The organism is Campylobacter insulaenigrae NCTC 12927, assembly GCF_000816185.1.
Lineage (GTDB): Bacteria > Campylobacterota > Campylobacteria > Campylobacterales > Campylobacteraceae > Campylobacter_D > Campylobacter_D insulaenigrae.
Genome location: NZ_CP007770.1, coordinates 168,446 through 180,712, shown reverse-complemented (window position 1 = coordinate 180,712; position 12,267 = coordinate 168,446). Strand labels below are relative to the sequence as shown.

Sequence of the window (12,267 nt, the reverse complement as noted above, 5' to 3'; positions counted from 1 at the left end):
CTTCAAAATTCATAATTTTTATATTAATAATATGATTCTATAGCAAATTAAGAGTAAATTAACTAAATAAAATTATAAAATTTCTCTTAATTTATTTGCATCTTTTATCCAAGCTTCAAGCTCATTGACATCACTTTTTTCTATCATTTTCTTACATTCTTGTAACTCTTTTTGAAACATTTCTATGGAATTTAACAAATTTTGTTTATTTTGCTGAAAAATACCACTCCACATTTTTGGATTAGATTTAGCTATTCTACACATATCTTTAAAAGAAGGACCTCCAAGATGAGTTATATTTTTTTTATTTTCTTCTTTCATGACAAAATTTGCCAAAGAAAAACTTATAACGTGAGGCAAGTGCGAAATAATAGCTGTATGATGATCATGAGATAGACTATCCATAAAAATAATTTTCATACCTAAATCAGAAAAAATCTCTATGGCCCGTTTTTGATGCAAATGAGCAGCATTTTGAGTATCACAAAGTATACAAACTGCATTTTTATATAAATCTCTAATTGCTGCATTTGGTCCACTATTTTCAGTTCCAGCCATAGGATGAGCTGCTATAAAATGTTGTTTTAATTTAGAAGTTAAGTGTTTACTAATTTCTTCTTTTGTACTTCCAAGCTCGATAATAGTACAATCTTGCGAAGTATCTTCTAAATCTTTTAAAATTTCAATAATTGCATTTACAGGTACAGCTAAAACAATCACATCGCAACGTTTAATTTGTTCAAAGTTTACTATCTTATCTACCAATTTTTTTTCTGCTGCTATTTTTTCAAAATCTTTATTGATATCGTATCCATATACCATATCAATCATTTTGTTTTCTCTTAAACTAAGACCTAAAGAACCGCCCATTAAACCAAGTCCAACTATACCTACGTCCATATTTTTGCCTTCAAAACTATTGATTAAAAATATTTTGGTATTATAACGATTTTTGTATCAAATTTTTAGGTAAATTTAATGAAACGATGGATTATATTTTTTGCGTTATCAAGTTCACTTTGTGCATCAACAATCAAAGAAATCAAATTTGAAGGCTTATCTCAACTTTCTAAAGAAAGTGCTATAGAAATTTCTAAATTAAAAATTGGACAGAAAATTGATGTTGAAAATATCAATACAGCAATTAAAAATCTTTTCAGTAGAAATTATTTTAAAGATATATTAGTAGAAGAAAAAAATGGAATAATCCTATTTAAAGTGGTAGAAAAGCCATCTATTGGAAAGATAGATATTCAAGGTATTGCAAGTAATGATAGAAAACAAATGGAAGCACTTGTAGGTTTAAGACCTGGACTTTTATATGATGAAAATTCCATTAAAGAGTCTATAGAAAAGATAAAACTTTTTTATCAAGCTAAAGGCTTTTATGACACAGTAGTTGAAGTCAAAAACGAAAAATTAAGTAATTCTAATGCTTTAAAAATAACCTTTATAGTTAATCGCGGTGAAAATATCATTATAGAAAATGTTTACCTTAGTGGTGCTAAGAAATTAGATTATTCTGACATAGAACCAGCAATAGCTAATAAACAAAAGGAGCCTTTTGGTTGGATGTGGGGATTTAATGATGGTAAACTTAAAATTTTTGATTTAGAAAATGATAGTTCAAGAATTTCTGATGTATATCTAAAAGAAGGTTATTTAGATGTTAGTGTTTCCTCAGCATTTTTAAAAACTTATACAGATACCTATCAAGCTGATTTAACTTATTTCATAAATGAAGGTGAAATTTATAAAGTAAAAGATATTAAAATTTTTAATCCTATATTTAGCGATGAAGAAAATAACGAACTAGCTCACGATCTTGAACTCACCATAGGAAAAAAGGTCAATATAGAAAAATTAAGAAAAGATATCAAAACAATAGAAACAAAAACTGCTGATTTAGGTTATGCTTTTGTTCAAGTGATTCCTGATATACAAAAAGATAAAGAAAATCACAAAGCTGTTATACTTTTTAAAGTAATTCCAAATGAAAAAGTGTATGTAAGAAATGTTGAAATTTCAGGTAATACCAAAACTGTTGATAGGGTAATACGTAGAGAACTTTATTTGACCGAGGGAAATCTTTATAATAGAACAGACTTGATTGATTCAAAAAACGCACTAAGAAGAACAGCATATTTTGATAATGTTGATATTAAAGAGCAAAGAATTGATGATACACATGTTGATTTAATAGTTGAAGTTAAAGAAGCATCAACTGGTGCTATTTCAGGTGGCATAGGTTATGGCACTAGTGATGGAATTTTACTTAGTGCTTCACTTTCAGATGCAAATATTCTAGGTTCTGGTATGAAAGGTAGTGTAAATATTGATAAAGGAGATGATACCTTATCAGGAAGAGTTTCTTTGAAAAATCCTAGATTAAATGATAGTGATTATTCACTTGGAGGATCTTTATATTCAGATCGATTCGAATGGAATAGCTATGATGAAAGAAATTATGGTTTTGAAATTAGCTTAGGTAGATCTTTAGGAAGATATACTAATGTAGATTTATCTTATAATCTTGAGCAAAGTGACATTTATAAATTAAGCGACAGGTTGATTAAACAAGGTTATAAATTAGGTAAATCTTATAAAAGCTCTCTTACTCCATCTATAGTGTTTAACAATACAGATGATTATTACCTTCCACGTTCAGGAATTATAGCCTCTACTGCCTTAGAATATGCAGGAATTGGAGGAGATCAACAATTTATTAATTCCACCACAAAATTCAATTATTACAGGGGATTAGAAGATTATATTGGTTGGGATTTAATTTATCGCTACAAAGCAAGTTTTTATAAAGTATGGGATCAAGGATATTTACCTATTAATGAAAGAGTATATCTTGGTGGTATAGGGACTATTAGAGGTTTTGATAGAAGAAGCGTAAGTCCTAAAAACGAATGGGGGGATGAAACAGGAGGGACTGTAGCGTTTGCAAATTCTGCAGAACTTAGCTTCCCAATATTTGATAGAATTAAACTTAGAGGAAGTGTATTTGTTGACTATGGCACAATAGGAGAACATTCGCTCACTCAAATTCAAAGATGGAGCACTGGTCTTGGTTTTGAATGGATAACTCCTTTAGGGGCTCTAAATTTAGTTTTTGCCAAACCATTTAATACAAAACCTAGTGATGATTTAAGTAAATTTGAATTTATGCTTGGTGCAAGATTTTAATTGTTATAATTGTGAAATTTTATTTTAGGTAGAGATAATGAATTTTTTAGATATTTTTTCTAGCATAAGACGTAAGCAGGCAGCTCCAAATGAAGCACCTAACCACTGGATAAAGTGCAACTCCTGCCATGCCTTAATGTATTATAAAGAAATAGAAACTTCTTATAATGTTTGTCCTAAATGTAATTTTCATATGAGACTTTCTCCGCTTAAACGTATAGATTTGCTTTGTGATGAGGGTACTTTTATAGAAATGGATAAAGATTTGCACGCTGTAGATCCGTTAAAATTTGTAGATAGCAAATCTTATAAAAAACGATTAGCTGAAAATGAAGAAAAAACAGGTAAAAATAGTGCTATTATAAGCGGTGAATGTAAAATCGATGGAATTGACACTCAACTTGTTGTATTTGATTTTTCTTTTATGGGAGGGAGTCTAGGATCTGTTGAAGGTGAAAAAATTTTAAGAGCCATAGAAAGAGCCATAGAGAAAAAAAATCCTGTTGTTATTATAAGTGCTTCTGGTGGAGCTAGAATGCAAGAAAGCACTTATTCTTTAATGCAAATGAGTAAAACAAGTGCTGCATTAAAGCTTTTAGCAGAAGAAAAATTGCCTTATATTTCGGTTCTTACTGATCCTACTATGGGTGGAGTTAGTGCTTCTTTTGCATGGCTTGGAGATATCATTATAGCCGAACCTGGTGCTTTGGTAGGTTTTGCTGGAGCAAGAGTTATAAAGCAAACCATAGGAGCTGATCTACCTGAAGGCTTTCAAAGGGCTGAATTTTTATTAGAACATGGTCTAATTGATGCTATTGTAGAAAGAAACGATCATAAGAAATTTATTGCAGATTTTTTAAGATTTTTTTCTAAAAATTAAACGATGCAAATTAATCTTATTAGTATTCAAAAAAATAATAACGATGAATTCTCAAAGCTTGATGAATACTATTGTAAGTTAATAAAAAAATTTGCTAATTTTAATGATATAAGTATTTTTAATAAAAAAATAGCAAATGCACAAAATATTAATACAAATGAAGCAAAAAAAGCCTACACCCAAGCATTGCTTCCTTACAAAAAAGGTTTTTGTGTCGCTTTAGACGAAAGAGGTCAGGAGTTTACAAGTATTGAATTTGCATCATTTTTACAAGATAAAAATGAAATCTCTTTTTTTATCGGTGGTGCATATGGTTTTGACAAAAATTTTATAGATCAAATGCAACAAAGTATTGCGCTTAGTAAAATGACAATGGCTCATAAATTTGCAAAAACAATGCTTTTAGAACAAATTTATCGTGCATTTTGTATTAATACCAATCATCCATATCACAAATAGGAATATCTATGCAAGAATTCAACTTAAAAGATTTTCAATATATTTTAGAAACAAGACAAAAAGAAATTTTACAAGAACTTCAAGGTAACACAGCAAATATTTGCAATCTTCACAATAGCGAACCGCGAGATGAAGTAGACATGCAACAAATTTCCAATAGTTCACATATTGATTTTAAAATAAATGAAAATTTAAAAAAAGAATTAGATGAAATTAAAATTTCATTAAACAAAATAAAAAATAATACCTATGGAATTTGTGAATATTGCGAGGAAATAATTCACTTAGAAAGATTAAAAATCAAACCTCACGCAAAATATTGTATTAATTGTCGTAAAAATTTAGAGAAAAGGAAAGAAATATGAAAATAAGATTATTTTTCTTTGCAAGTTTAATTTATCTTTTGATTATTGCAGCTTTGGTCTATAACCTAGAATTAGGAAACTACATTTTCAATATTTTTACATTTAGTTTAAATCTTCCTATTAGTTTGTGGATTATTCTTCCTGCTTTTATTTTAATGTTATTAGCACTTTTGCATATGAGTTTTTACGGTTTTTTAAAGCATTTACAATTTAAAAATCTTATTAAAGATAGTAAAAATTATGAAAATTTAATTGAGAATTTATTATTAAAAAAAAGGACTAAAATCAAATTTAAAACTCAAGAATTCCAAGATATAGAAAAACTTACTCATTCTTTGGTATTTAAAGAAAAAACGCAAAATGAAAAAATAGATCATATATTAGATATTTTACAAGATGTTAATGAAGGAAATTTTGTAGACCTTAAAAAATATAAATTAGATTTTGAAAATGAAATCACTATATTGAATGAAAAAAATCATTGTATTCAAGATAATGATTATGCCTATTCATTGATTAAAAATAAAAAAGATTTAAATAATGATTTAGAATTATTTGCTTATAAAGAAATTTTACAAAATTCATCGTACGAAAAAATAAAAAATCTTAAAATAAAAAAATCTCAAGAAGATATTTTATCTTTATTTAAACGCTATGAAATGCAAAATTTAGAACTTTCTCTCTCTGAAATAGAAGTATTACTTAGTATGAATGATTTTGATGAAACAATATTTTTGCAAATTGCTAAAATGCTTAGTAAAAAAATAGAACCTCAAAATCTCATAGCTTTATTCAAAAAACTACAAGATAATAATATAAAAGTTAAAAGAGCTTATTATTATACACTTGCTGAATTTGGAATGTTTGATGAATTACTAAATCAGCTAGGAAACAACCAACAAGAATTTAAAGATTTCCAACTTGTATTATTTTTAAAAGAACATGGCAAAAAATTTAACTTAGATGTGCTGATCCAATGATTGATTTTAGTAAAAAACCTTTATTTTTAGCACCTATGGCTGGATTTTCTGATCTGCCTTTGAGAAATTTAGTTAAACAATTTGGTGCTGATGTTACTATTAGCGAAATGATAAGCTCTAATGCTTTAGTTTATGAAAGTGAAAAAACTTTAAAAATGCTTGAAAAAGCTGAACTTGAAAATCCTTATATAGTGCAAATTGCTGGATCTGATGAGGAAATTATAAAAAAAGCAGTTGAAATTTTAAACAAATTTGACTTTATAGATGGAATTGATTTTAACTGTGGATGTCCCGTCAATAAAGTTATTAAGCAAAGTGCTGGAAGTGCTCTTTTATTAGAACTTGATAAACTGCAAAGAATTTTAGAACTTATCAAAAAAACAAGCAAAAAAAGAATTACAAGTGTAAAAGTTAGAATTGGATACGACAAAAAAGATCCAATTGAAATCGCAAAAGCTTGTGAAAATGCTGGAGTAGATTTTATCAGTATGCATGGACGTACAAGAAAACAAATGTATAGTGGAAATTCAGACTATGAAGCCATAGCTTTAGCTAAAAAAAGTATCCAAATTCCTTTGATAGCTAATGGAGATATCAGCGCGATAAATGCAAAAGAAGTTTTCGATAAAACAAATTGTGATGCTTTGATGATAGGTAGAGCAAGCATAGGAAATCCTTGGATTTTTTATGAAATCAAACAAAATAAAAAAATAGACAAACAAACAAAAAATAAAATCATTTTTACCCATTTTGACGAAATGTTAAAACATTACAAAGAACAAGGGGTAAGTATTTTTAGAAAGCACTTGCATGAATATTCTAAAGGATATGATGATGCTTCAAATTTTAGAGACCAAGTTAATCGCATAAATAATGCTAAGGAAATGAAAAAATATATAGAAGATTTTTTTAATAAGGAATAATTTTTGCTTATTATTTTATAAGCAATATATGAAGAGATACCATAAACAAGGAAAGTTAAATGGGAGCTCATATTAATTCAAAGGGAATTCACAAAACAATAGGTAGCATTAGAACTAGTGCCAACAATTTTGCTGCACATGCTTCAAAACTTAGTAATCAAACTTTAAATTTTGAACAAATTTTGCAAAGTCAAAAGCCAAAATGTATCCATTCTTGTATTAAAAATTCTCAAATACAATTAAATACATTATTAAAAAATATCGAAAATACCAAAGAAAATCTCTTAAAAAACACCACACATAATAATAATTTCAAGATTATCGCGAAATTAAGACAAGAAGCTATCATGATGTATGATATTACTCTTAAAATCCCTCTTTGATAATTTTATATAATTTATCAATACTTTCATCGCTTAAATGCGATGAATTCTTTCTTTTATAAAAATCATAGATTTCTTCACATGTAAACTTACACCCAAAAATACATTTTATATGTGCTGGAAGAAACGCTCTGACTAATACAATATTTTGCGTTATACTTTCATCACAAGCAAAGCATGTAAAATCTTCATGTAAACGCCCTTCATAATTTAAAATTTTTAAATACGCATCTACGATAACTCTTTTACAATCTTGCTTTTCAAAACGTTTAGCACACTCATCTAAAAGCTCATAATAAAATAAGTCTATTTTCTCAACATCTTTTAAATGCCAATAAAAAAGCTTTATAAATTCTTGCCAAAAAATCATTTTTTCTCTATCTAAAATCCAAGAAAAACCAATATGCATTACATCTTTTAAACGTGGCAAAAATCTTGAATTTTCTTCTAGCTCAAAATCTATCTTATAGCCACTTAAAATATTTGAATGTCTCATTCCATAAAAACGGAATGATTTAATCACTTGCACAGGACTGAGTATATAGACGATTAAATCTTCATCTTTTACACTCTGAGTGTGTAAAATATAACCTTGCATTAAACAATTTTCACACCGTAAGCCCTTAAAATATCAAAAGAACTTTGCTCTAATTTTTCATCAAAACTAGCACTAGCGTCTTTATGTAAAATTATTTCAGAATTACAACTAGCACTTTGTGCTAAAATAATATTACTAAATACACATATGTGAGAAACTAAACCACAAAATTCTATACAATCATAAAAATTATCTTTTAAAAAATTAGCAAATTCTAAGCTACCAAAAGAATTTTTATAAAAAATTCTTTTTGATTGTTTTAGATAATAATCAAATTCCTGAGGCATCGACCAACCAGAAGTATTTTTTATACAATGTAAGACAGGAATATTTTCACCTTCTTTAGTCGATAAGTAATTTTGTTCGTGAGTATCAAAAGTAAAGACAATATCCCCTTGATGATTTTTTAAAAGAGAAATTATATTATCTTTAATTCCAATAGCTTGTTTGAATCCTAAGCTACCATCTATAAAATCGTTTTGATAATCTACTACAACTAAAAGTTTAGGCATTTTGAGTACAAAAAAAACTATTTGTATGGATATTACTAAAAGCGGTTTTTAAACTAGTAAACAACTTTGGATTTTCTTTTTCTAAATTTGCTAAAAGCTGTTTTGCCTCTTCTCTAGCATGTGGAAATTTGATATTTCTTTCACTAAGCTTCATACCAGGACAAAATTCATTTCCTATTACTTCTAAAGCATTATTAATAGCATTTTCTCTAAGTTGTCTTTCTCTCACAAAAATTAAAGGCCTTATTACTTCTATCCCTCTTTGACTTTTATATTTTGGCGCTAAACTTCTTAATGAACCATTATATATAAAATTCATAAAAAAACTTTCCACAGCATCATCTAAATGATGCGCAATAGCAAGTTTATTGTATCCTTGATCTAAAGCATAAGTATATAAAGCCCCTCGTCTCATTCGCGAAAAATAACTACAAAAACTTGAATTTTTTCTTATAGTATCACCAGAAATTTCATAAATATTTGAGTCAATAACTTCATGATCAATGCCATAATCTTCACAATGTTGATGAAGATTTGTATAATCTTCACCCATTCCATAACTCAATGTTACAGCCTTCAGCTCAAACTTAAAAGGAGCATGTTTTTGCATACGATTTAAAAGATGAGCTAAAGCTAAAGAATCTTTACCTCCACTCAAACCTAACAAAACTTTATCATTATTCTCTATAAGAGAAAATTTAGCATTAGCTTTTGCTACCTCTCTAATAAGTTTCTTACTAAGATTTATCATTATAATTTATCGCATATCTTCAAAACAAAATTTGCCGAAATCTTTGCTGATTTTTCCACAAATTCGTCAAAATCAAATTCCGCTTTCTCTCCAGCTTTATCACTCATAGATCTTAGTATAAGACAAGGAATTTTCAAAGCATCGCAAACTAAAGCCACACTAGCTCCTTCCATTTCACACGCATCTGCATTAAAAATTTCTCTTATTTTAGTCTTTTTATTTTCATCACAAATAAATTCATCTCCAGTTGCTATAATGCCTGCTTGAATTTTAATTTCCAATTCATTTGCCACTTTTAAAGCTAGAGCATTTAATTTGTCATCCGTTTTTACAAAAATTTCATTACCAGGAACAAAACCTAAAGGATGGCCAAATGCTGTAATATCTAAATCATACTGAACTAATTTTGTAGCATAAATTAAATCACCTATTTCTAAATTAGGATTAAAAGCACCTGCAACACCCGTAAAAAGCACAATCTCAGCTTTGAATTTTTCTATTAATATTGTTGCACTAAGAGTTGAGTTTACTTTTCCTATTTTTGAATAAGCAATCACTAATTCATGGTTTTTATATTGTGCTAAATAATAAGTATTATTTGCATAATCAATTTGCTCGTATTCTTTTAATGTTTCCAATAAAGGCGTAATTTCCTCTGGCATAGCCCCTAAAATTGCAATTTTCATTTTAAAATCCTCAATACTTCATCTATATCTTCTATTTTACTAATACTATAAGTTTGCTTACTGCTTATTTTTTTATTTAAACCTTTTAAAACATTGGCGCCAAACTCTATATAAAAATCAATCTGATCGTCTATATTTTGTATGCTCTGTTTGTAAAGCACCGGTTTTACTAGTTGATCACTTAATAATTGTAAAGCTTGTGTTTTATCATTATAAGCCTTTGCATTAACATTTGATATTACATTATTAAATTTAGAATTTAAAACACTATCTAATTCATAAGATAACTTTACCGAAGCATCTTTCAAAAGTGGACAATGGCTTGCAACACTCATATTCAAAAGCATAACTCTTTTAGCACCAGCTTGTTTAAAATCTTTTTCTAGCAAAATCAAATCAGCTTTTAAACCTGCAATTACAATCTGTCCTTCACAATTATAATTTGCTGCATATACTTTCGCACCATTTTGTTGTGCTTTTTGACAGATGTCTTCCACACATTTATCTTCAAGTCCCAAAACCACCATCATACCAGCTTCAATTTTTAAACAATCTTCTTGCATAAAAATTCCACGCTTATTTACTAAAGAAATAGCATCTAAAAAATCAAAAGCTCCTTGAATAGCCAAAGCACTAAATTCACCCAAAGAGTGACCAAGAGCATTCGCAGTTTCTAAAGAAATATTTTCTCTCAAAGCCTCATACGCCATCAACGAATTTAATACTATTGCCATTTGAGTAAATTCACTTTGATTTAATTTATCATTTTCTTTAAATAATAAATCTTTAAAATTAATTTTACAAAAATCACTTGCATTATCAAGTAATTCCTTAGCTTTTTTAGAATTTTCATAAAAACTAAGGCCCATACCAAAATTCTGAGAACCTTGACCTGGAAAAATAAATGCACTATTCATTAATGGCCACCGCAGCAACCACCGCCATGACCATGGCCACCGCAGCAACCACCGCCTCCATGATGATCGTGATGATCATGATGATGTCCTCTACTAGCACAACCGCAACTTTTACTTCCCGCAATTATTCCTGTTAAAATTTCATCTTCACTTGCAGCTCTAACATCAACAATATTTAAAGAAAATAATAAATCTCTTCCAGCATAAGCATGATTATAATCAATAGTTACTTCATTATCACCAATTTCTCTTACTATAACTCTAACAGTTGCTCCATCTTCACCCTCTCCAAAAAGCTCCATACCAACTTGCAAATCAATCCCAGCAAATTGTTCTTTCGGTAGAGTTTGTAGTGCATTAGCATCATAATCACCCAATGCTTTTTCTTTCTTAATAACAATATCTTTATTACAAGGAGCATCTAATTTTTGAATTTCTTCCTCTAAACCTTCTAAAATTTGTCCTTTACCTAAAATAAAAGATATAGGTTCTGCATGTAAATTTGATTCTAAAACTTCATTTGTGTTTGCATCTTTTAATTCATAAAACATAGAAACCACACTATTTTTTTCTATAGCCATCTTTTCTCTCCTTAATTATTTTCTATTTGGCGAAGCTTTTGCTTCCGGACTATCAGGATAAGCTGTTTTTAGTGCTTTATAAAATTTATTAGCACTTTTAGTATCACCAACCTTATCCAAACTAATTGCTGTGTGATACAATAATTTCGGTACATAATCGCCTTTGGTACTAATAGCAGAACTTTTTTTATAAAAATTCAAAGCTTCAGCATAATCTTGCTGCTTATATCTTATTTCACCAAGCCAAAATGTAGACCTTGCTGGTTTATAATGAATATTTACCAAATATTCAAATTTAATCTTAGCTTCATCGAATTTATTTTTATTAACTTCTTCGATAGCTTGTTTTAAAATTTCACTTGATTGTAGTTTTTTCCAACTTTCATCTACAATTATTTTATTTTCTTCTTTTAATTCTTTTCTTTCACTATCACTAACATTTAATTCTTGATTTATATTACTAATATTATCATCACTTTTCATCTCAACTTTAGAAATCATATTTGCTTTATTTTTTTCAACTCTAGCAATTTCAGATTGAAAAAAAATCATGCTTTGATTCATATCATCTTTAGAAATATAATCTGCGTTGATTTTATTTATTGCGTCGGTTATCTCATTTAAAATTTTTTGAATTTCTTGATAATTGTTTTCTTGAATCTTTCTATTTTCTTCTACATACTTTCTTAAATTTTGAATTTCTTGGGTAATGTTTGAATCAAAATCATTATAACTTTGTTCTAAAGAAAACAGTCGAGTATTTACCTTAGAATACTGTGTATTTAATCCTTCAGTCACACTTTGTAGACCTTCTATATTTTCCACTGCTAAATTAATTTTATTGGTTAAATTTGTATAATACTCATTTAGCATTTTTAAGCGTTCTTGATTTTCATATTGGAGTTTTTCATTTGGTGTTAAGCCATAAGGTGTTTTACTATCTACTTTTCCTGCATCAAAAGCTGATATTTCTGCATGTAAAAAAGTAGCTCCACAAAGAGCTACTAAAAATAATTTTATCTTCATATTTTAGAATA

Annotated in this window: 15 protein-coding genes; 7 read left to right on the top strand and 8 right to left on the bottom strand. The window is 28.3% G+C overall.

The window, feature by feature from the left end:
• Positions 1-72 precede the first annotated feature (72 nt).
• Positions 73-900 (bottom strand): chorismate mutase / prephenate dehydrogenase, encoded by an 828-nt coding sequence (locus tag CINS_RS01030; protein ID WP_039649106.1) that lies wholly within the window; start codon positions 898-900, stop codon positions 73-75.
• 78 nt (positions 901-978) lie between these two features.
• On the opposite strand from CINS_RS01030, the gene bamA reads away from it, so the two are divergent.
• Genes bamA through CINS_RS00995 form a run of 7 tightly spaced genes read left to right on the top strand, consistent with a single transcriptional unit; the run spans position 979 to position 7,185 of the window.
• Positions 979-3,195 carry an outer membrane protein assembly factor BamA gene (gene bamA / locus CINS_RS01025; protein ID WP_039649104.1) on the top strand — a complete coding sequence of 739 codons (2,217 nt, stop codon included), beginning with the start codon at positions 979-981 and terminating at the stop codon, positions 3,193-3,195.
• A 37-nt stretch (positions 3,196-3,232) separates the two neighbouring features.
• Complete coding sequence (accD, locus tag CINS_RS01020) at positions 3,233-4,075, top strand: acetyl-CoA carboxylase, carboxyltransferase subunit beta (protein WP_039649103.1); 843 nt, start codon at positions 3,233-3,235, stop codon at positions 4,073-4,075.
• Between the two features lie 3 nt (positions 4,076-4,078).
• Positions 4,079-4,534 (top strand): 23S rRNA (pseudouridine(1915)-N(3))-methyltransferase RlmH, encoded by a 456-nt coding sequence (locus CINS_RS01015; protein WP_039649101.1) that lies wholly within the window; start codon positions 4,079-4,081, stop codon positions 4,532-4,534.
• Positions 4,535-4,542: 8 nt separating this feature from the next.
• Positions 4,543-4,899: an RNA polymerase-binding protein DksA gene (gene dksA / locus CINS_RS01010; protein WP_039649099.1), complete on the top strand. Its 357-nt coding sequence runs from the start codon at positions 4,543-4,545 to the stop codon at positions 4,897-4,899.
• Positions 4,896-5,879 (top strand): hypothetical protein, encoded by a 984-nt coding sequence (locus tag CINS_RS01005; protein ID WP_039649097.1) that lies wholly within the window; start codon positions 4,896-4,898, stop codon positions 5,877-5,879. The genes dksA and CINS_RS01005 overlap by 4 nt, the downstream gene beginning before the upstream one ends.
• Positions 5,876-6,802, top strand: a complete 927-nt coding sequence (locus CINS_RS01000; RefSeq protein WP_039649096.1) for a tRNA dihydrouridine synthase — start codon at positions 5,876-5,878, stop codon at positions 6,800-6,802. Before CINS_RS01005 ends, CINS_RS01000 begins: the two co-directional genes overlap by 4 nt.
• A gap of 59 nt (positions 6,803-6,861) precedes the next feature.
• Positions 6,862-7,185, top strand: a complete 324-nt coding sequence (locus tag CINS_RS00995; protein WP_039649094.1) for a hypothetical protein — start codon at positions 6,862-6,864, stop codon at positions 7,183-7,185.
• Here CINS_RS00995 and recO read toward each other — a convergent pair.
• The 7 genes from recO to CINS_RS00960 are packed head-to-tail and all read right to left on the bottom strand — an operon-like array spanning position 7,169 to position 12,256.
• Positions 7,169-7,783, bottom strand: coding sequence for a recombination protein RecO (gene recO, locus CINS_RS00990; protein WP_039649093.1), 615 nt, complete (start codon positions 7,781-7,783; stop codon positions 7,169-7,171). The genes CINS_RS00995 and recO overlap by 17 nt on opposite strands.
• Positions 7,783-8,295 carry a cysteine hydrolase family protein gene (locus tag CINS_RS00985; RefSeq protein WP_039649091.1) on the bottom strand — a complete coding sequence of 171 codons (513 nt, stop codon included), beginning with the start codon at positions 8,293-8,295 and terminating at the stop codon, positions 7,783-7,785. Before CINS_RS00985 ends, recO begins: the two co-directional genes overlap by 1 nt.
• The gene (locus CINS_RS00980) at positions 8,288-9,046 is read right to left on the bottom strand and encodes a PP-loop family protein (protein ID WP_039649089.1); all 759 of its coding nucleotides are present in this window, start codon (positions 9,044-9,046) and stop codon (positions 8,288-8,290) included. Before CINS_RS00980 ends, CINS_RS00985 begins: the two co-directional genes overlap by 8 nt.
• Entirely contained in the window at positions 9,046-9,732 is a 687-nt protein-coding gene (locus CINS_RS00975) for a 5'-methylthioadenosine / S-adenosylhomocysteine nucleosidase / 6-amino-6-deoxyfutalosine hydrolase (protein WP_039649087.1), read from the bottom strand. Before CINS_RS00975 ends, CINS_RS00980 begins: the two co-directional genes overlap by 1 nt.
• Positions 9,729-10,649, bottom strand: a complete 921-nt coding sequence (gene fabD / locus CINS_RS00970; RefSeq protein WP_039649085.1) for an ACP S-malonyltransferase — start codon at positions 10,647-10,649, stop codon at positions 9,729-9,731. Before fabD ends, CINS_RS00975 begins: the two co-directional genes overlap by 4 nt.
• Entirely contained in the window at positions 10,649-11,230 is a 582-nt protein-coding gene (locus CINS_RS00965; RefSeq protein WP_039649084.1) for an FKBP-type peptidyl-prolyl cis-trans isomerase, read from the bottom strand. The genes fabD and CINS_RS00965 overlap by 1 nt, the downstream gene beginning before the upstream one ends.
• A 15-nt stretch (positions 11,231-11,245) precedes the next feature.
• Complete coding sequence (locus tag CINS_RS00960; RefSeq protein ID WP_039649082.1) at positions 11,246-12,256, bottom strand: Tol-Pal system protein YbgF; 1,011 nt, start codon at positions 12,254-12,256, stop codon at positions 11,246-11,248.
• Positions 12,257-12,267 lie beyond the last annotated feature (11 nt).